The sequence below is a fragment of the Streptomyces sp. NPDC051987 genome, from assembly GCF_040680735.1.
Classification (GTDB): Bacteria; Actinomycetota; Actinomycetes; order Streptomycetales; family Streptomycetaceae; genus Streptomyces.
The window spans coordinates 1-19,191 of the sequence record NZ_JBFAXI010000045.1; the positions used below are offsets into that span (position 1 = coordinate 1).

Genomic DNA, 19,191 nt, shown 5'->3' on the forward strand with positions numbered 1-19,191 from the left:
CCGTTCGGCCAGGCCGGCCGCGGTCCCCAGGGACGCCTCGTCGGCCAGGAGCAGCCAGCGGCCGGGGCCGACCGGACCACGGCCGTGCGGGCGGGCGCCGGGTCAGCCGGCGCCGGCCACGGCGGGGCACAGGGCCAGCAGGTCGGCCGGCTGACGGAGGGACGCGTCGGGGCCGCTGGCGAGCAGGTCGGCCGCATCGCTCTCGCCCCAGAGCGCGGCCACCGCGTCGACGCCCGCGGCGCGTGCCGCCCCGATGTCGGTGACCGCGTCGCCGATCATCATGGCTTCCTCTGGACGGACCCGGAGCAGTTCCAGCGCGCGCAGCACGATGTCCGGCGCCGGCTTGGCGTGGGCCACCTCGTCGGACCCGAGCACATGGTCGAAGTAGGGCAGCACCCCGAGTGTGTCCAGCAGGTGCCGGGCGCGGTCACCGGCCTTGCCGGTGGCGATCGCGGTACGGAAGCCGCGCTCGCGAAGTTCCCGAAGGAGAGGGGCGACTCCGGGGAAGAGCCTGACCTGGCCGGCGAGCCGGTAGCTCTCCCGGACGAAAGGCCCCTCCATTTCCAGGGGCAGTCCCATGATCCGCATGATGTCGGGGAAATATCGGCCGAGATGGCGTTCGTACTCCTCGAACGGGGCCGCCCCGTCGCCGACGATCTCGGCATAGGCGAGGCTGAAGGCCTCCCGCATGACCGCGAAGCTGTCCACGATCACTCCGTCTAGATCGAAGACGACCGCCCTCTTGGGGTGCGTGAACGGACTGCCGGTCAGGCCGGGAGCGAGGCTGATACCAGAGTGCATGGGGGTCTCCCTGACGTCGGTACGGGCGCACGCCGCAGGTCAGGTGCCGTGCGGGCGGCGCTGCGGTGCAGGCGGTGGGATGCGGTGTCGGCTCAGTGGGCGGCGGCCACCGCCGGCGCACGCCGGGCGCGGCCGGCCGAGTGGTAGAGCCGCTCGATGACGCCGATGGTCCGCCGGGCCTCGGCGACGGCCGTGCCCTGCGCGCCGTCGCGGGCCAGCAGGCCCGGCAGGGCGTCGAGTTGACGGTCGTACTCCGCGCCCACGGGTTCGGGATCGAACGGGACCGGCGTGGACTCGCCGGTCCGAGTGACGAACAGTGCGGGGCTGCGCACGCGGTTGGGGCTGAAGCCGAAGGTGCAGCGCAGTTGTACCGTCGCCGCGCTGCCTTCCACGCGGATGGTGGTGCTGTCGAGCGCCTCGTGCGAGGCCCAGCTGACCCGCAGCGCCACGGAGACCCCGCCGGACGTCACCAGGAGCCCGCGTGCGGTGTCCTCGACGTCACCGGCTCCTGCCGGGGTCGCATCGCCGTCGTGTCGCCAGGAGGTGCCGTGTCCTGCAGCGTTGACGAAGTCGCCGGAGACCGAGCCCAGCACCTGGGTGTACTCGACCGGACCGAGCAGCGGGGCAACCGTGTCCAGCAGGTGCCAGCCCAGGTCGACCAGGGCGCCGCCACCGGAGAGGTCCCCGCGGGTGAACCACCCGCCGGCGTCGGGCACGCCCTTGGCCCGTACCCACGACACATCGACGTGGCGGATCTGGCCGGCCTCCCGGACCACGGTGTCCCGCAGGGCCATGACGTCCGCGCGGTAGCGTGCCGCACTGCCCGCGAGCAGTACCGCACCGGCCGCGCGTTCGGCCGAGGCCAACTGTGCCGCCTCGGCGGAGGTCAGGCAGACGGGCTTCTCCAAGAAGACCGACACGCCCCGGCCGAGCAGCCCGCAAGCGACCGGTGCGTGCAGGTGGTTGGGTACGGCGACCACGGCGAGGTCCACGAGGTCCGGGGTCAGCTCCGTGGCGTCGGCCACGACCCGGACCTCGGGCAGGACACGGGCGGCGGCCTCCCTCGCGGCGGGGGACGCGTCTGCCACTGCGACGACGTCGTACGCCGGATGCCCGGTGAGCCGGGACAGCCAGATCTCCCGGCCCGCCCAGCCGAGCCCCACGACGGCCACGCGTACGGGCTCGCTCACAGCGTCGCCAGCGTCTCGGAGACGATCTCGGCGATCTGGTGCATCTGCTCCTCTGTGCCCAGCAGTGTGCGGTGGTGCAGCCAGATCGTGTCCTGGTACACCGCCTCGGCGTGGGGGCAGCGCGCGGCGATCGACTCCAGGGTCTCCTCCGGCGCGCCGGTCTCCCAGAAGCCGTCGGAGCGGTAGATCACGCGGAAGGCGGCGAAAGCAGGCAGCCCCCGCTCGATGAGCTCGTCCACAAGCTGGTTGCGGTGCTCGGCGCTGAGGCCCGGGACACGGAACATGGCCATGTAGTGGGGGTTGCGTGTGGCCCGCGAGTCGACGGTCTGCGGCTGGACGCCGTCGATCCCCGCCAGCAGGCCGGACAGTACCGGCCAGTTGCGCTCGCGCGTATCGATCTGCCCGGCGAGGCGGTTGAGCTGGGCGCGCAGCACGCTCGCGGAGAACTCGTTCATCCGGAAGTTGGAACCGGAGGTCTTGTGGTAGTAGTACCGGTCGCTGCTCGGGCGGCCGCAGCTGTGCCGCAGGAACGCCTCCTCGCGCTGCTCGGCGTCCACGAACGTGACAAGACCACCCTCACCGGCGGTCATCAGCTTGCCGTTCTGGAAGCTGAACGCGGCGATGCTGCCCAACTCGCCGACCTTCTTGCCGGCCCACTCGGCGCCATGCGCGTGGGCGGCGTCCTGGATCAGCGGTACACCGCTGTCGGCGGACAACTTGCCCAGCGCGTCCATGTCGCACATCTGGCCGGCCATGTGGACCGGCATGATGGCAGCGGTGCGGGGGGTGATGGCGTTCGCGGCGGCCGACGGGTCGATGTTGAGGGTGCCCGGGTCGATGTCCACCGGCACGGCCGTGGCGCCCAGTCGCTGGGCGGCCTGGGAGGAGGAGATGAACGTGAACGCCGGCACGATGACCTCGGTTCCGGGCCCCACGCCCAGAACCTGCAGAGCCAGTTCGAGAGCGTGGGTGCCGTTGGTGACCGCCAGCGCGTGGGAAGTGCCGTGGTACGCGCCGAACTCCTCCTCGAAGGTGTCGACCTCGCTGCCGCCCATGCGCCACCATTGGCCCTGTTCCAAAGCGCGTACAAGACCGGTGCGCTCCTCTTCTCCGAACTGTGGCCACGCCGGAAATTCGGGCTTGGGGCGAGAATTCTGAGCCATTCCCATTTCACCTCTCCGCGGTCAAGATCAGTGCCGTAAACATACCGAGGGCGAAGTGACCCGGTCATCCCCCTACGGCTCCCCTAACTCCCCCTTGTCAAGGGGTTTGGATATGAATTTCGACGGCGGCCGACGGCTCTGCCTTTCAGCGGTGCAATTGCCGGGGAGAGACCTTCGTGCAGCGCGATTGCCGAACGGGGAGAACCCCGGCATGAGCGGGGGACGGCTCGGCAGCGGTCCCGTGAGGAGCGGCGTACGTCCGCGTGCTGCGGCACGCCTGTGCCTCGACCATACTGGGGCGGGCGGAGTTGCTGTCATTTTTCGAACGACAGCTCGCCATGGAACGCAAGGTGAATGAGCGATGGGGCCTGGGAGATGCTGAGAGAGGTAGCCGCAACTCGGTACATTGCACCCCTGCGCTCCGGCGGCTCGGTCCCCGCCGTCGTCGAGGCCGACGACCTCGGCACCTACGTGGTGAAGTTCACCGGTTCCGCGCAGGGGCACAAGGCGCTGGTCGCCGAGGTGATCGTGGGGGAGCTGGCGCGGGCGCTGGGACTGCGCTTCCCCGAGCTGGTGCTGGTCCACTTCGATCCGGCGGTCGCCGACGCCGAGCCGCACCAGGAGGTCCGGGACCTGCACGCGGCCAGCCGCGGCCGCAACCTCGGGATGGACTTCCTGCCGGGGGCGGAGGACTTCACCCCGCAGCTCGCGAAGACCTTCCGGGTGGATCCGCTGGAGGCGGGCCGGATCGTCTGGCTCGACGCCCTGACCGTGAACGTCGACCGCACGGTCCACAGCTCCAACCTGATGGTCTGGCCGACCCTGGGCGTCGCACCCCCTCGGCTGTGGCTGATCGACCACGGCGCGGCCCTCGTCTTCCACCACCGCTGGGACGGGACCGACCCGGCGAAGTCCTACGACTTCAGGCACCACGCCCTCGGCCACTACGGGCCCGACGTGCGGGCGGCCGACGCCGAGCTGGCGCCGAAGGTGTCGCGGGAGCTGCTGCGCGGGATCGTCGCCGAGGTCCCCGACGCCTGGCTCACGGAGGACTTCGCCACGCCCGGCGAGGCGCGCGAGGCGTACGTCGAGTACCTGTACGCACGGGTCCGGGCCTCCGCGGCCTGGCTGCCCACCGACTTCCCCAGCCGGGAGGAACTCGCCGCCGAGGAGGCCCTCCGGGCGGCGCGCACGCAGCAAGGCCGGCCGAAGTGGCTGAAGCGGGTGCCCGACCTGCACGGGAAGCCGGCCGCGGAACAGGATTGGTCGGTACACCTCGGATGAGTGACACCCCGCCGCGTGACACCTTGCCGCGTGACACCTTGCCGCGCGACGCCCGGCCGGGCGACGGCCGGCGCGTCGAGATCGAGTACTGCACCCAGTGCCGCTGGCTGCCGCGGGCGGCCTGGCTGGCGCAGGAGCTGCTGACCACCTTCGAGACCGAGCTGACGGAGCTCGCGCTGAAACCGGGCACGGGCGGCGTCTTCGTCGTGCGGGTCGGGGACGAGACCGTGTGGGACCGGCGCGAGCAGGGCTTCCCCGAGCCCACGGCCGTGAAGCAGGCGGTACGCGACCGAGTGGCCCCGGGCCGGTCCCTGGGTCACTCGGACAAGCCGGCGTCCTGAGGGATCAGCCGCGGAGCTGCTGGTACGCGGGCAGCGTCAGGAAGTCCGCGTAGTCCTCGTCGAGGGCGACGGTGAGCAGCAGGTCGTGGGCCTGCTGCCAGTGGCCGGCCGCGAAGGCCTCCTCGCCGATCTCCGCCCGGATCGCGGCGAGTTCCTCGGCGGCCACCTTGCGGGCCAGCTCCGGAGTGGCCTTCTCGCCGTTCTCGAACTCGACGCCCGCATTGATCCACTGCCAGATCTGCGAGCGGGAGATCTCGGCGGTGGCCGCGTCCTCCATGAGGTTGAAGATGGCCACCGCGCCGAGCCCGCGCAGCCAGGCCTCGATGTAACGGATGCCCACCTGGACGGCGTTGACCAGACCCGGGTAGGTCGGCCTGGCCTCCAGCGAGTCGACCGCGATCAGGTCGGCCGCCTCGACGTGGACGTCCTCGCGCAGCCGGTCCTTCTGGTTCGGCCGGTCGCCGAGGACCCGGTCGAAGCACTCCATGGCGATCGGCACCAGGTCGGGGTGGGCGACCCAGGAGCCGTCGAAACCGTCGTTCGCCTCACGGTCCTTGTCCGCGCGGACCTTCTCGAAGGCGACCTTGTTGACCTCGGCGTCCCGGCGGGACGGGATGAAGGCCGCCATGCCGCCGATGGCGTGCGCGCCGCGCTTGTGGCAGGTGCGGACGAGGAGTTCGGTGTACGCCCGCATGAACGGGGCCGTCATGGTCACCGCATTGCGGTCCGGGAGGACGAACCTGGGCCCGCCGTCACGGAAGTTCTTCACGATGGAGAACAGGTAGTCCCAGCGCCCCGCGTTCAATCCCGAGGCGTGGTCGCGCAGTTCGTAGAGGATCTCCTCCATCTCGTACGCGGCCGTGATCGTCTCGATCAGCACGGTGGCACGGATGGTGCCCTGCGGGATGCCGACGTGGTCCTGCGCGAAGACGAACACGTCGTTCCAGAGCCGGGCTTCGAGGTGCGACTCGGTCTTCGGGAGGTAGAAGTACGGTCCCTTGCCGAGGTCGAGCAGCCGCCGCGCGTTGTGGAAGAAGTAGAGCCCGAAGTCGACGAAGGCGCCGGGCACCTGCTCGCCGTCGACCTCCAGGTGCCGCTCGTTCAGGTGCCAGCCGCGCGGCCGCATGACGACCGTCGCCAGTTCCTCGTTCGGACGCAGGGCGTACGACTTGCCGCTGGCCGGATCCGTGAAGTCGATGTTCCGGGTGTAGGCGTCGATCAGGTTCAGCTGGCCGAGGACGACGTTCTCCCAGGTCGGTGCGGAGGCGTCCTCGAAGTCCGCGAGCCAGACCTTGGCGCCCGAGTTGAGGGCGTTGACGGTCATCTTGCGGTCGGTGGGACCGGTGATCTCCACGCGCCGGTCGTCCAGGGCCGCGGGGGAGGGGGCCACCCGCCAGGAGTCGTCCGCGCGGACTGCGGCGGTCTCCGGGAGGAAGTCCAGGGTCGAGGTGCGGGCGATCTCGGCGCGGCGCTCGGCGCGGCGGGCGAGGAGTTCGCCGCGGCGCGGCGAGAACCGCCGGTGCAGCTCGGCGACGAAGGCGAGCGCTCCGTCGGTGAGCACCTCCTCCTGCCGCGGCAGGGGCTCGGCGTCGACGACGGCCGCCGGAGACGGCGCTGGTGCGGACATGAGCTGTCACTTCCTTCGGCGGTGGCACCAGGTGCCAGGCGTTCCGGGTCGAACGAAGCGCACTCCGTCACCGGGCAAGCGCTTCTGAAAAATGGATACTAGTTTCCTCATCGTGGAAGTTCAATGGTTTGTTGGCGTCGAGATTCTCCGCGTCGAGCCACTGTGGTGCTCGGTCCTGTCCCGTTCACTCCAGGCGGCTCAGGTCCGCCTCCGTGTCGATGTCGTACGGCTCGGCCACGTCTGCGCACTCGACGAGCGTGACCGCGTCCTCGTGGGCCCTGAGATAGGCGCGGGCGCCCCGGTCCCCGCTCGCGCTCGCCGCGATCCCCGCCCAGTGGGCCGAGCCGAACAGGACCGGATGGCCGCGCACCCCGTCGTAGGCGGCCGACACGAGCGAGAACTCGTCCCGGAAACCGTCGACGATCCGGGCGACCGCCGACGCGCCGATCCCCGGCTGATCCACCAGGCACACCAGGGCGGCCCGCACCCCCGCCCCGGCGAGCGACTCCAGCCCCACCCGCAGCGAGGACCCCATGCCCTCGGCCCAGTCCGGGTTCTCCACGACCACACAGCCGCCGAGCCCGGCGCGCTCCCGCACCTCCTCCGCACGGGCCCCGACGACCACGTGGACCGGCCCGCAGCCGCCCGCGCGCAGCGCCTCGGCCGCGTGCTCCACCAGCGGCCGCCCCCGGTGGGTCAGGAGTGCCTTGGGGCGCCCGCCGAGCCGTCTGCCGCCGCCGGCGGCGAGCAGCAGCCCGGCGATCCGGCCGTCCGTGTGTGTCATGGGTCCTGCATACCCGACGCCTGAGCGGACCGCCGGTTCCCAGGGCTGAATTTCGGTCCGCGCTGTAGCGCTCGCCGCACGGGAGGGCGTTTACTGACCCGCGTCCCCGGGCGCCCGGCCACCGTCCTGGGGTGCCCGGCGAGGGGGGAGTGCTGTGTTGCGGAGCTTGGGACAGAGAGCGGTGACCGGCAGAGACGAGGATCCGAGGGTGACGGAACTGCGTACGGCGGTCTCCCGCCTGCGCCGTGAACTGGCCGCGCATCCGGCCGAGTTCCCGGACCGTGCGATAGCCGAGGACGAACTCGCCGCCCTGGCGGCGATGGCCACGGGCGGCCTTCCGGAGATCCCGCGTCTGCGCCGGTCCCTGTTGCTGATCGCGGGCGCGATCGGCTCGGTGAGTGCCCTGTCCCGGAGCCTGACGGACGTCCGTCAGGCGGTGGACCTGTTCGGCGAGACGCCGCGGGCCTGAGCACCCCGAAGGGGGCGCTGGGCCGTGTCGGTGTGCGGCTCCGCCGCGCGGGCGGTACCGGCCGGACGCCACCCGCGGGCGGTACCGGCCGGACGCCACCCGCGGGCGCGACCGCCCGCACGCCGCCCCCGGGCGCCGGCGCTCCGGTCGGCCCCTGTTACCTCAGGATCCTGAACTGACCAGCGCCCGGGACAACTCGACGGCCACCTGCTGCAGCACCGGCACGATCTTCCCGACCGCCGCCTCCGTCACCCGGCCCGCGGGACCCGAGATCGAGATGGCGGCCGCGGTCGGCGAGTCCGGCACGGACACCGCCAGGCACCGCACCCCGACCTCCTGCTCGTTGTCGTCCACGGCGTACCCGAGCCGCCGCACCTCGGCCAGGGCGTCCAGGAACCCTTCCGGCGTGGTGATCGTCTTCTCGGTCGCCGCCGGCATCCCGGTCCGCCCCAGCAGCGCCCGCACCTCGGCGTCCGGCACATGCGCCAGCAGCGCCTTGCCCACCCCGGTGGAATGCGGCAGCACCCGCCGCCCCACCTCGGTGAACATCCTCATCGAGTGCTTCGAGGGCACCTGTGCCACGTACACGATCTCGTCCCCGTCGAGCAGTGCCATGTTCGCCGTCTCCCCGGTCTCCTCGACCAGCCGCGCCAGATACGGCCGTGCCCAGGTGCCGAGCAGCCGGGCCGCCGACTCGCCCAGCCGGATCAGCCGGGGCCCCAGCGCGTACCGCCGGTTGGGCTGCTGCCGCACATAGCCGCAGGCGACGAGCGTGCGCATCAGCCGGTGGATGGTCGGCAGCGGCAGCCCGCTGCTCGCGGACAGCTCGCTGAGCCCCACCTCGCCGCCCGCGTCCGCCATCCGCTCCAGCAGATCGAAGGCGCGCTCCAGGGACTGGACCCCGCCGCCGCTGGGCCTGGCGGAGTCGTTGGTGCTGGCGCTGGACGTCGGCACGGCGCGTTCCTTTCGGGGCGGGCGGAAGGGCAGAAGCCTACCCGGCGGTCGGTTGACTCCCCGGTCCCGCCTGGCTACCTTCTGTTCACCGGAATCATAATTCCGCTCTGTGGAAAGAGCCAGGGCAGGCGCCCGAGAGGGCCCCCGGGAGCAGTGTGCCCTTGACGGCGCGGAGGCGGGAGTGAAGACTCCTTCAACAGAACGTTGAAATCCGTTACGCGGGTGTAAATCCCGTTTCCCCGACGTGAACGGCGGCAGAGAGAGGGGTTCGGGTGCCCGACGCTGAACTGGTGCTGCGCTCGACGCGCGTCATCACCCCGGAAGGGACGCGGGCCGCCTCGGTCGCCGTGTCCGCCGGGACGATCACGGCCGTCCTGCCCCACGACTCTCCCGTCCCGGCGGACGCCCGCCTGGAGGATTTCGGCGACGACGCCCTGCTGCCCGGCCTCGTCGACACCCACGTGCACGTGAACGACCCGGGCCGCACCGAGTGGGAGGGCTTCTGGACCGCCACCCGCGCGGCGGCGGCCGGCGGCATCACCACCCTGGTCGACATGCCCCTCAACTCCCTCCCGCCGACCACGTCCGTCGAGCACCTCCGGGTCAAGCGCGAGGTCGCGGCCGACAAGGCGCACGTCGACGTCGGCTTCTGGGGCGGCGCGCTGCCGGACAACCTCAGGGACCTGCGCCCGCTGCACGAGGCCGGCGTCTTCGGTTTCAAGGCGTTCCTGTCACCCTCCGGCGTGGACGAGTTCCCGCACCTCGACCAGGAGCGGCTGGCCCGGTCGCTGGCGGAGATCGCCTCCTTCGACGGGCTGCTGATCGTGCACGCCGAGGACCCGCACCACCTGGAGGCCGCCCCGCAGCGCGGTGGCCCGAAGTACGCCGACTTCCTCGCCTCCCGCCCGCGCGGCGCGGAGGACACGGCGATCGCCCACCTGATCGACCAGGCGAAACGCCTGCACGCGCGCGTGCACGTCCTGCACCTGTCCTCGTCCGACGCGCTGCCGCTGATCGCGGCCGCCAAGGCGGACGGCGTCCGCCTCACCGTCGAGACCTGCCCGCACTACCTCACCCTCACCGCCGAGGAGGTCCCCGACGGCGCCAGTGAGTTCAAGTGCTGCCCGCCCATCCGGGAGGCCGCCAACCAGGACCTGCTCTGGCAGGCGCTGGCCGACGGCACCGTCGACTGCGTGGTCACCGACCACTCGCCCGCCACGACCGACCTGAAGACCGCCGACTTCGCGACCGCCTGGGGCGGCATCTCCGGCCTCCAGCTCAGCCTCGCCGCCGTGTGGACCGAAGCACGCAGGCGCGGCCACGGGCTTGAGGACGTGGTCCGCTGGATGTCGTCCCGCACGGCCGCGCTCGTCGGCCTCGACGACCGCAAGGGCGCGATCGCGGCCGGCCGGGACGCCGACTTCGCCGTCCTCGCGCCCGACGAGACCTTCACCGTGGACCCGGCCGGCCTCCAGCACCGCAACCCGGTCACCGCCTACGCCGGCAGGACCCTGCACGGCGTCGTGAAGTCCACCTGGCTGCGCGGCGAACGGATAGTCGACGGCGGCGAGTTCACCTCCCCGAGGGGCCGGCTGCTCACCCGCGCCCGCTGACCTCGGCGCCTTCCTCCCACACCCGCAGCGGCCCACCCCGAAAGGAAGACCCTTGACGGCGATCCCGACCTTCACCGGTGACGCGCGCCCCTACTCCGGCGGCGACCCGTACGCCGACTACCGCACCGCCGACTTCCCCTTCGCCCGGTACACCGACCTCGCCGACCGGCGGCTCGGGGCCGGGGTCATCGCCGCCAACGACGAGTTCTTCGCCCAGCGGGAGAACCTGCTGGTGCCGGGACGGGCCGAGTTCGACCCCGAGCACTTCGGCCACAAGGGCAAGATCATGGACGGCTGGGAGACGCGCCGCCGCCGCGGGGCCTCGGCCGGCCATCCGTGGCCCACCGCCGAGGACCACGACTGGGCACTGGTCCGGCTCGGCGCCCCCGGCGTCGTCCACGGGATCGTCGTCGACACGGCCCACTTCCGCGGCAACCACCCGCAGGCAGTCTCGGTCGAGGGCACCTCGGTCGCCGGCTCGCCGTCCCCCGGCGAACTGCTCGGCGACGACGTCAAGTGGACGACCCTCGTCCCGCGCACGCCCGTCGGCGGCCACGCGGCGAACGGCTTCGCGGTCACCGTCGAACAGCGCTTCACCCACCTGCGGGTCAACCAGCACCCCGACGGCGGCATCGCGCGCCTGCGCGTGTACGGCGAGGTGGTGCCCGACCCCGCATGGCTCGCCGTGCTCGGCACCTTCGACGTGGTCGCCCTGGAGAACGGCGGGCGGGTCGAGGACGCGTCCGACCTCTTCTACTCGCCGGCCACCCACACCATCCAGCCGGGCCGCTCCCGCAAGATGGACGACGGCTGGGAGACGCGCCGCCGCCGTGACCGGGGCAACGACTGGATCAGCTACCGGCTGGCCGCCCAGTCCCAGATCCGCGCGATCGAGATCGACACGGCGTACCTGAAGGGCAACAGCGCGGGCTGGGCGTCGGTGTCGGTGCGGGACGGCGACGGCGGCGACTGGCGCGAGGTCCTCCCGCGCACCCGTCTCCAGCCCGACACGAACCACCGCTTCGTCCTGGCTTCCCCCGCCGTCGGCACGCACGCCCGCGTGGACATCTTCCCGGACGGCGGCATCTCGCGTCTGCGGTTGTTCGGGTCGCCGACGGAGGCGGGCGCGGCGGCGCTGGCGACCAGGCACCGCGAACTGTCCTGACCCCTCGGGCGGGTGCGGGGAACCGGTGGGCCACCCGCTACGTTCTTTTCCCGTGACCCTTCAGCAAGAGATCGTCGGCAACGCCATGCAGATGGCGGTCGTCAACCTGCACCCCGGCCAGACCGTCTACTGCGAGGCCGGCAAGTTCCTGTTCAAGACGACGAACGTCACCATGGAGACCCGGCTGAGCGGCCCGTCGGGCAACGGCGGCCAGTCGCAGGGCGGCGGTGGCGGCATGGGCGGCATGCTCCGCCAGGCCATGGGCACCGCCATGCAGGTCGGCCAGCGCATGATCGCGGGCGAGTCGCTGGCGTTCCAGTACTTCACCTCCCAGGGCGGCGAGGGCACCGTCGGCTTCGCGGGCGTGCTACCCGGCGAGATGCGCGCGCTGGAGCTGAGCGGCACGCGCGCCTGGTTCGCGGAGAAGGACGCCTTCGTGGCCGCCGAGTCCACCGTCGAGTTCGGCATCGCCTTCCGGGGCGGCCGTACCGGCATGAGCGGCGGCGAGGGCTTCGTCCTGGAGAAGTTCACCGGTCACGGCACGGTGATCATCGCCGGCGCGGGCAACTTCATCGACCTCAACCCCGCCGACTTCGGCGGTCGGATAGAGGTCGACACGGGCTGCGTCGTCGCCTTCGAGGAGGGCATCCAGTACGGCGTCCAGCGCGTCGGCGGCCTCAACCGCCAGGGCATCATGAACGCGGTCTTCGGCGGCGAGGGCCTCTCCCTGGCCACCCTGGAGGGCAACGGCCGGGTGATCCTGCAGTCCCTCACCATCGAGAGCCTCGCCAACGCCCTGAAGAAGGCCCAGGGCGGCGACAAGCAGGGCCCGACGGGCGGACTGTTCTCGACGAACGCGGGGTGAGCGCGCGCAGGACACCGGCCGACCGATGAGTCGCGGGTCCCGCCGGGTCCGAGCCGACGGCAACCTCACAGGGCGCCGTGCCGACGAGAATCCGGCACGCCGGCGGTCGGCGTACCGAGGGCCGTCCGGCGCACCGGCGGCCGGGTCGCCGTGGCGGGCGTCTCCGTCCGGTCGTACGACGTCGTCGGCAGCCCCGCGTACGGCTCGCACCCCGCCGAGGCCGACGCCTGGCCGTGGGTGCGGTCGCCGTGTCGTCCGGACCGAGCGTGACGAGCTGTAGCAGCCGCGATAGGGTGCAACTCCCGCAAGGGTGGACGACGGCCGGAAGGGTCGGCGCCGCAGAGCCGGGCACCCCCGGCGTGAGCCGCAGGAGGACCGGTCATGGCAGCCCAGGCGCGCACTCCGCGTGAACGGTACCGGGAGCAGACCCGCTCGGAGATCAAGGAAGTCGCCGTGCGCCAGCTCGCCGCCGGCGGCATCGAGGGGGTGGCGCTGCTGCGGATCGCCAAGGAGATCGGGATGTCGGGCCCGGCGCTCTACCGCTACTACGCCAGCCGGGACGACCTGCTGGCGGAGCTGGTCCTGGACGCCTACGCCGCCGCGGCCGAGGCCGTCCAGGCGGTCGACACCGGCGGCGGGGGGCGCGCCGCCCTGTTCGCCCTGACCCGGGCCTACCGGGCGTGGTCGGTGGCGAGTCCGCACCTCTATCTGCTCCTTCAGGGCACCCCGGTGGCGGGCTTCGAGGCGCCGCCGGAGTCGGTGCTGAAGGCCAGGTCGGTCTTCGGGCCGTTCCTGTCCGTGTTCGCCGAAGGCCGACCGCTGGCCGGGCTGGACCCGCTGCTGGCGGAGTTCCAGGCGTGGCTGCGTGACGATCCGGGCGTGACCGAATGGGTCCGGCAGTGGACGGGCCTGTCCGCCGGCGATCCGGCGGCGGCGGTGGCGCTGACCGGTGCCGTCATGACCTGGCCGCAGCTGCACGGCACGGTGGGCCTGGAGGTCGCGGGCCACTTCACGGGGATGGGTCACCGCCCCGCCACGCTGCTCGACGTGCAGACGGCCCTGCTGGCCGACGCCTTCCAGCTCCGCTGACGCCCCTGGGGCGCGCCCAGCTCCCGCAAGTACCTCCAGCCCTGCCGGCGACCGCCGGCAGGGCTGTTTCGCGCGTGCGCCCCCTGTCCTCCCCGAAAGTCGTTCGCATTCTGTTAGACCCTGTCACGGTCGCTTGACCCCATCGCGCGGAGGGTGTCTAATCTCTGTTAGAGCATGTAACTGAAGCGATGGGCGCTAACCCATCCGCATGTCACGGAGGTCGTCATGAGCGCCGAGCAACTCACCCAGGTCGTTCTGCCCGGCAAGGTCGAGCCGGAGGGGCTGCTGATCCGCCACGGGGCGGTCCCGGTCCCCGGTCCCGGCCAGGTCGTGATCCGGATGGAGGCGACCGGTGTCTCCTTCGCGGAACAGCAGATGCGCCGCGGCAGGTACTTCGACCAGCCCCCGTTCCCCTTCTCGCCCGGCTACGACCTGGTGGGCACCGTCCATGCCACGGGCGCGGGCGTCGATCCGGGCCTGGCCGGAACCAGGGTCGCCGCACTGGTCAAGGTCGGCGGCTGGGCCAGTCACCTCGTCGTGGACGCGGCGGACGCGGTGCCGGTGCCGGACGGGGTCGGCGCGGCCGAGGCGGAGACCCTCGTCGTCAGCGGGATCACGGCCTGGCAGATGCTGCACCGCACGGCGCGCGTCCAGGCGGGCCGGACCGTCCTGGTGCACGGCGCCAACGGCGGAGTCGGCTCGGTCCTGGTCCAGCTCGCCCGGCTGGCGGACATGCGGGTCATCGGCACGGCATCCCCGCGCCACCACGCCGCCCTGGAGGAGCGGAGCGTGATCCCGGTCGACTACCGGTCCGACGTCCCCGCCCGCGTGCGCGAGATCGCGCCCGGCGGGGTGGACGCGGTCTTCGACCACGTCGGCGGACGGGGCATCGTCGACTCCTGGCGGCTGCTGGCCCCCGGCGGCACCCTCGTCTCGTACGGCTCCGCCGCCACCCGTGACGCCGAGGGCTCCAGGATGTGGCCGGTGCTCAAGCTGATCGGCCGGGTGGCGCTCTGGAACGCGCTGCCCAACGGCCGGCACGCCCGCTTCTACAACGTGTGGGCCGGGGCCAGGAAGAAGGACCGCTTCCGTGCCCGGCTCCACGCCGACCTCACCGAGGTCTTCGACGCGCTGCGGCGGGGCGACATCGACGCGCCGATCGCCGCCCGGCTGCCGCTGGCCCGGGCAGCGGAGGCGATGCGGCTCGCCGAGTCCGGCACGGTCGCCGGAAAGGTGATCCTCACGCCGTGACGCGCTCCGGTGGGGTTCCTCTCGTGGGTGAGGTTAACTCCCTGAAAATTCATGGGGCTTGACGGGAAATTCTGCAGGCTTGTCATTGACATGCCATCGTCTACGCGCGTCATCATGGGACTCATGAGATTCCCCCCACGCATCACTCGCATCGGCGCCGCGGGCGCCCTCCTGTCCGCCCTGCTCGTGGGCGGCACCGTCTCCGTCACCACGGCGGACGCCGCTGCCGACTCGGTCGGCAGCATCTGCTACAGCGACCTGCCCTCGCAGGCGTACACCACGCTCAGCCTGATCGCGTCGGACGGCCCGTTCCCGTACTCGCAGGACGGGATCGTCTTCCGCAACTCGGAGGGTGTCCTGCCGAGTCAGCCGTCCGGGTACTACCACGAGTACACCGTGAAGACCCCGGGCTCCTCCACGCGTGGTGCGCGCCGGATCGTCACCGGCGAGGAGTACGAGGAGGACTACTACACCTCCGACCACTACGCCACGTTCGACCTCGTCGACTTCGGCTGCTGAGTCGCCCGTCCGGCCGGGCCTCGCGCCCCTCGCTCCCCACGGCGAGGTGCGGGAGGCCCGGCCGCGTCTCTTCGCCGGCTCGTCCGGCCGCACCGGCCGGCCGGTCCGGGCACGCGGTCAGGCCGGCCGGTCCGGGACCTCCGCGAGCGCCACCGGTCTGCGCTCGCGCCGGGAGATCTCGCAGGCCTCGGCGATCCGCAGCGCCTGCAGCGCCTCGCGTCCGTCGCAGGGGTTGGCCAGCTCGCCGCGCACCACCTCGACGAAGGCGCACAGTTCGGCCTCGTAGGCGGGTCCGAACCGCTCCAGGAAACCGGGCCACGGCTTGTCGGCGGGCGGCGGTCCGGTCGGCTCGGTCGAGGCCACCGGCGTGCGGTCGTCCAGGCCGACCACCACGGTGTCCAGCTCGCCGGCCAGCTCCATCCGCACGTCGTACCCGGCGCCGTTCAGCCGGGTCGCCGTCGCCGTGGCCAGCGTGCCGTCGTCCAGGGTGAGCAGCGCCGCGCCCGTGTCGACGTCCCCGGCCTCGCGGAACATCGCGGGTCCCGCGTCCGAGCCGGTCGCGTAGACGTCGACGACCTCGCGGCCGGTCACCCAGCGCAGCGCGTCGAAGTCGTGGATCAGCGTGTCCCGGAACAGCCCGCCGGACAGCGGCAGCCACTCCGGCGGGGGCGGCGACTGGTCGGAGGTCAGCGCCCGGACCGTGTGCAGCCGCCCGAGCCGGCCTGAGCGCACCGCCTCCCGGGCGCCGGCGTACCCCCGGTCGAAACGGCGCTGGAAGCCCATCTGCAGCGTCGTGCCGGCCTTCTCCACCTCCGCCAGGGCGTGCAGCGTGCCCGGCAGGTCGAGGGCGATCGGCTTCTCGCAGAAGACCGGCAGCCCGGAGCGCGCCGCCCGCCCGATCAGGTCGGCGTGGGCGGAGGTGGCGGCGGTGATCACCACCGCGTCCACGCCCCAGGTGAAGATCTCGTCCGTGCCGGGCGCCGCCGTCTCCCCGAGCCGGTGCGCCAGGTCCTGGGCCCGCTGGGGATCGACGTCCGTGAGGATCAGCGATCCGACCTCGCGATTACGGCTGAGCGTGTTCGCGTGAAGGGTGCCGATGCGGCCCGTCCCGATGACCCCGATGCGCATGGGAACAAGGTGCTGGTGCACCCGGCGCGCTGTCAATCCATATGTCCGGACAATCGAACTTCACAACTTCCCGTCAACTCGCCACGGGGATACGCTCGGCCCCGTGCCGAAACCAGATGTGGACCCGACCGTGATGCTCGACCTCCGTGTGGACCGGAGTTCCCCGGTGCCGCTGTACTTCCAGCTCGCCCAGCAGCTGGAGGCGGCCATCGAGCACGGCTCGCTCACCCCCGGCAGCCTGCTGGGGAACGAGATCGAGCTCGCCGCACGGCTCGGCCTGTCCCGGCCGACCGTCCGGCAGGCCATCCAGTCCCTGGTCGACAAGGGCCTCCTCGTCCGCCGCCGGGGCGTCGGCACCCAGGTCGTGCACAGCCAGGTCAAGCGCCCGCTGGAGCTCAGCAGCCTCTACGACGACCTGGAGTCGGCGGGCCAGCGCCCGGCGACCACCGTGCTGGTCAACACCGTCGTCCCGGCGTCCGCCGAGGTCGCCGCCGCGCTCGGGGTCGCCGAGGGCACCGAGGTGCACCGGATCGAACGGCTGCGGCTGGCGCACGGCGAGCCGATGGCGTACCTGACCAACTACCTGCCGCCCGGCCTGCTCGACCTGGACACAGCCCCGCTGGAGGCGACCGGTCTGTACCGCCTCATGCGGGCCGCCGGGATCACCCTGCACAGCGCGCGCCAGTCCATCGGCGCGCGCGGCGCCACGGCCGCCGAGGCCGAGCGGCTCGCCGAGCCGGAAGGCGCCCCGCTGCTCACCATGCAGCGCACCACCTACGACGACACCGGCCGCGCCGTCGAGTTCGGCGACCACATCTACCGCCCGACCCGCTACTCCTTCGAGTTCCAGCTGCTCGTGCGGTCGTGAGGTCGCCGGCGCCCTGAAGCTCATGGCTGGTGCTCATGTCAGGTCAATGTGACCGACCGGGTCGGTCTTCCCGAAGAGGGGCACCGCGACGTCCTCGAAGGAGCGCGGGGCCAGAACATGCGGCTCCGCCGCGTGGGCGCGACCAGCGAGGCCCCACGCACCCGCACCCGGCAACCGCGCCGCGCACCCGGCAACCGCGCCGCACCCCTTCCTTATCTCCCCCGAACGGCACCGCACGCACGCGTACGGCACAATCGAGCCCGATGAGCACCTACCGCGACCTCACCGCCCCCATCGGCTCCCGCCGAGCCCCGGTTCTGCGAACCGTCGGAACCCGGGAGCGCCGGTCCCACCTGACGGCTCCCCGTGTCCCCACCGTCGGCATCGACATCGGCGGCACCAAGGTCATGGCGGGCGTCGTGGACGCCGACGGCAACATCCTGGAGAAGCTCCGCACGGAGACCCCGGACAAGTCCAAGAGCCCGAAGGTCGTCGAGGACACGATCGTCGAACTGGTCCTCGACCTGTCCGACCGGCACGACGTGCACGCCGTCGGCATCGGTGCCGCCGGCTGGGTGGACGCCGATCGCAACCGCGTGCTGTTCGCCCCCCACCTGTCCTGGCGCAACGAACCGCTGCGCGACCGCCTCTCCGGCCGGCTCTCGGTCCCCGTCCTCGTCGACAACGACGCCAACACGGCCGCCTGGGCGGAGTGGCGCTTCGGCGCCGGCCGCGGCGAGGACCACCTGGTCATGATCACGCTCGGTACCGGCATCGGCGGCGCGATCCTGGAGGACGGCCAGGTCAAGCGCGGCAAGTACGGCGTCGCCGGCGAGTTCGGTCACATGCAGGTGGTGCCCGGCGGCCACCGCTGCCCGTGCGGCAACCGCGGCTGCTGGGAGCAGTACAGCTCGGGCAACGCACTGGTCCGCGAGGCCAGGGAGCTGGCCGCCGCCGACTCCCCGGTGGCGTACGGGATCATCGAGCACGTCAAGGGCAACATCAACGAGATCACCGGCCCGATGATCACCGAGCTGGCCCGTGAGGGCGACGCGATGTGCGTCGAACTGCTCCAGGACATCGGCCAGTGGCTCGGCGTCGGCATCGCCAACCTCGCCGCCGCCCTCGACCCGTCCTGCTTCGTGATCGGCGGTGGCGTCAGCGCCGCCGACGACCTGCTCATCGGACCCGCGCGGGACGCGTTCAAGCGCCAGCTGACCGGCCGCGGCTACCGCCCGGAGGCCCGGATCGCGCGCGCCCAGCTCGGCCCCGAGGCCGGCATGGTCGGGGCCGCGGACCTCGCCCGCCTGGTCGCCCGCCGGTTCCGGCGCGCCAAGCGGCGCCGGGTCGAGCGGTACGAGCGCTACGAGCGGTTCGCGGAGGCCCGCCGCACCCGGGACACCGCATGACCGCTGCGCTGCCCCGCCAGGCCGCGTCCCCGGAGGAACCGCACCGCCCGCCGGAGACCCCGCGGCACAAGGCCAGGCGCCGGGCGCTCACGCTGCTGATCATCGGGCTGCTCATCGGGGTGCCGGCCGGCTATCTGGTGATCTCCGCCGCCCAGAGCCGCGACAGCGGCAAGGACAAGGAGTCCAAGTACTCGGCGACCGGCCTCACCGCCGGCTGGCCGTCGAAGGTCCAGCGGCGCCTCTACCAGGTGCCGGTGCCGCACCCGGCCGACCGGATCGCGTACTACGAGACCAACAACTGGAAGACCAGCCGGCTCTACGTCCAGTTCCGCACCAACAGCGCCGGGCTGGACAGCTTCCTGGAGGGCATGGGCCTCAACCGGGACGCCCTCAGGAAGAACGACATCAGCATCAGCTCCCGCGACCAGAAGATCTCCGGCTGGAAGTTCACCGGCCCCGGACCCTGGTCGGGCCTGACCCACCATCAGAAGAACCCCGCACCCACCCAGGACGTGGTGGTGAACACGGCCGACCCGAACTTCCCGATGATCTACGTCGTCTCGCGCACCGTCCCGTAGGCCGCTGCCCTGGCCGGTCGCCGGGGCCGATTGTCAGACCCCGCCCGTACAGTCGAAGACGTCTGATCCGACAGGCGGGCGGGAGGTGGCAGA

19 protein-coding genes are annotated in these 19,191 nt (G+C 72.1%); 12 read left to right on the top strand and 7 right to left on the bottom strand.

From position 1 onward, the window contains the following. Positions 1-102: 102 nt before the first annotated feature. The 3 genes from AB0M11_RS23700 to AB0M11_RS23710 form a co-directional block, all read right to left on the bottom strand. A complete protein-coding gene (locus tag AB0M11_RS23700) occupies positions 103-801 on the bottom strand; it encodes an HAD-IA family hydrolase (RefSeq protein WP_365708577.1) in 699 nt (232 codons plus the stop codon). A 92-nt stretch (positions 802-893) separates the two neighbouring features. Beyond that, positions 894-1,991 carry a Gfo/Idh/MocA family oxidoreductase gene (locus tag AB0M11_RS23705; RefSeq protein ID WP_365708579.1) on the bottom strand — a complete coding sequence of 366 codons (1,098 nt, stop codon included), beginning with the start codon at positions 1,989-1,991 and terminating at the stop codon, positions 894-896. Next, positions 1,988-3,154: a DegT/DnrJ/EryC1/StrS family aminotransferase gene (locus tag AB0M11_RS23710; RefSeq protein WP_365708581.1), complete on the bottom strand. Its 1,167-nt coding sequence runs from the start codon at positions 3,152-3,154 to the stop codon at positions 1,988-1,990. The genes AB0M11_RS23705 and AB0M11_RS23710 overlap by 4 nt, the downstream gene beginning before the upstream one ends. Before the next feature lie 375 nt (positions 3,155-3,529). Here AB0M11_RS23710 and AB0M11_RS23715 point away from each other — a divergent pair, with 375 nt between their 5' ends. Beyond that, on the top strand, positions 3,530-4,438 hold the full coding sequence (locus AB0M11_RS23715) for a HipA family kinase (RefSeq protein WP_365708682.1): 909 nt from the start codon (positions 3,530-3,532) through the stop codon (positions 4,436-4,438). After that, positions 4,435-4,779: a SelT/SelW/SelH family protein gene (locus AB0M11_RS23720; protein WP_365708583.1), complete on the top strand. Its 345-nt coding sequence runs from the start codon at positions 4,435-4,437 to the stop codon at positions 4,777-4,779. The genes AB0M11_RS23715 and AB0M11_RS23720 overlap by 4 nt, the downstream gene beginning before the upstream one ends. A 4-nt stretch (positions 4,780-4,783) precedes the next feature. Here the strand turns inward: AB0M11_RS23720 and aceB are convergent, their stop codons facing one another. Then, positions 4,784-6,406, bottom strand: a complete 1,623-nt coding sequence (aceB, locus tag AB0M11_RS23725) for a malate synthase A (protein ID WP_365708585.1) — start codon at positions 6,404-6,406, stop codon at positions 4,784-4,786. Positions 6,407-6,590: 184 nt separating this feature from the next. Then, positions 6,591-7,190: a nucleotidyltransferase family protein gene (locus AB0M11_RS23730; protein WP_365708587.1), complete on the bottom strand. Its 600-nt coding sequence runs from the start codon at positions 7,188-7,190 to the stop codon at positions 6,591-6,593. Positions 7,191-7,344: 154 nt separating this feature from the next. On the opposite strand from AB0M11_RS23730, the gene AB0M11_RS23735 reads away from it, so the two are divergent. Beyond that, on the top strand, positions 7,345-7,659 hold the full coding sequence (locus AB0M11_RS23735) for a DUF5955 family protein (RefSeq protein WP_365708589.1): 315 nt from the start codon (positions 7,345-7,347) through the stop codon (positions 7,657-7,659). 162 nt (positions 7,660-7,821) lie between these two features. On the opposite strand, the gene AB0M11_RS23740 is transcribed toward AB0M11_RS23735, so the two are convergent. Beyond that, the gene (locus AB0M11_RS23740) at positions 7,822-8,613 is read right to left on the bottom strand and encodes an IclR family transcriptional regulator (RefSeq protein ID WP_365708591.1); all 792 of its coding nucleotides are present in this window, start codon (positions 8,611-8,613) and stop codon (positions 7,822-7,824) included. 272 nt (positions 8,614-8,885) lie between these two features. Between AB0M11_RS23740 and allB the strand changes: the two genes are divergently transcribed. The 6 genes from allB (at position 8,886) to AB0M11_RS23770 (ending at position 15,115) form a co-directional block, all read left to right on the top strand. Continuing rightward, the gene (gene allB, locus AB0M11_RS23745) at positions 8,886-10,226 is read left to right on the top strand and encodes an allantoinase AllB (protein WP_365708593.1); all 1,341 of its coding nucleotides are present in this window, start codon (positions 8,886-8,888) and stop codon (positions 10,224-10,226) included. Between the two features lie 52 nt (positions 10,227-10,278). Beyond that, positions 10,279-11,391 carry an allantoicase gene (gene alc, locus AB0M11_RS23750; protein ID WP_365708595.1) on the top strand — a complete coding sequence of 371 codons (1,113 nt, stop codon included), beginning with the start codon at positions 10,279-10,281 and terminating at the stop codon, positions 11,389-11,391. Positions 11,392-11,443: 52 nt separating this feature from the next. After that, positions 11,444-12,256 (top strand): AIM24 family protein, encoded by an 813-nt coding sequence (locus tag AB0M11_RS23755; RefSeq protein ID WP_365708597.1) that lies wholly within the window; start codon positions 11,444-11,446, stop codon positions 12,254-12,256. 381 nt (positions 12,257-12,637) lie between these two features. Next, positions 12,638-13,345: a TetR/AcrR family transcriptional regulator gene (locus tag AB0M11_RS23760; RefSeq protein ID WP_365708599.1), complete on the top strand. Its 708-nt coding sequence runs from the start codon at positions 12,638-12,640 to the stop codon at positions 13,343-13,345. Positions 13,346-13,570: 225 nt separating this feature from the next. After that, entirely contained in the window at positions 13,571-14,596 is a 1,026-nt protein-coding gene (locus tag AB0M11_RS23765; protein ID WP_365708601.1) for a medium chain dehydrogenase/reductase family protein, read from the top strand. A 123-nt stretch (positions 14,597-14,719) separates the two neighbouring features. Beyond that, the gene (locus AB0M11_RS23770) at positions 14,720-15,115 is read left to right on the top strand and encodes a ribonuclease domain-containing protein (RefSeq protein WP_365708603.1); all 396 of its coding nucleotides are present in this window, start codon (positions 14,720-14,722) and stop codon (positions 15,113-15,115) included. Between the two features lie 117 nt (positions 15,116-15,232). On the opposite strand, the gene AB0M11_RS23775 is transcribed toward AB0M11_RS23770, so the two are convergent. Further along, positions 15,233-16,243, bottom strand: coding sequence for a Gfo/Idh/MocA family oxidoreductase (locus AB0M11_RS23775; protein ID WP_365708605.1), 1,011 nt, complete (start codon positions 16,241-16,243; stop codon positions 15,233-15,235). 130 nt (positions 16,244-16,373) lie between these two features. Here AB0M11_RS23775 and AB0M11_RS23780 point away from each other — a divergent pair, with 130 nt between their 5' ends. The 3 genes from AB0M11_RS23780 (at position 16,374) to AB0M11_RS23790 (ending at position 19,098) form a co-directional block, all read left to right on the top strand. Next, positions 16,374-17,111 (top strand): GntR family transcriptional regulator, encoded by a 738-nt coding sequence (locus AB0M11_RS23780; RefSeq protein WP_365708684.1) that lies wholly within the window; start codon positions 16,374-16,376, stop codon positions 17,109-17,111. Between the two features lie 263 nt (positions 17,112-17,374). Further along, on the top strand, positions 17,375-18,520 hold the full coding sequence (locus AB0M11_RS23785) for an ROK family glucokinase (RefSeq protein WP_365708608.1): 1,146 nt from the start codon (positions 17,375-17,377) through the stop codon (positions 18,518-18,520). After that, on the top strand, positions 18,517-19,098 hold the full coding sequence (locus tag AB0M11_RS23790) for a sugar kinase (RefSeq protein ID WP_365708610.1): 582 nt from the start codon (positions 18,517-18,519) through the stop codon (positions 19,096-19,098). The genes AB0M11_RS23785 and AB0M11_RS23790 overlap by 4 nt, the downstream gene beginning before the upstream one ends. The last annotated feature ends 93 nt before the right edge of the window (positions 19,099-19,191 follow it).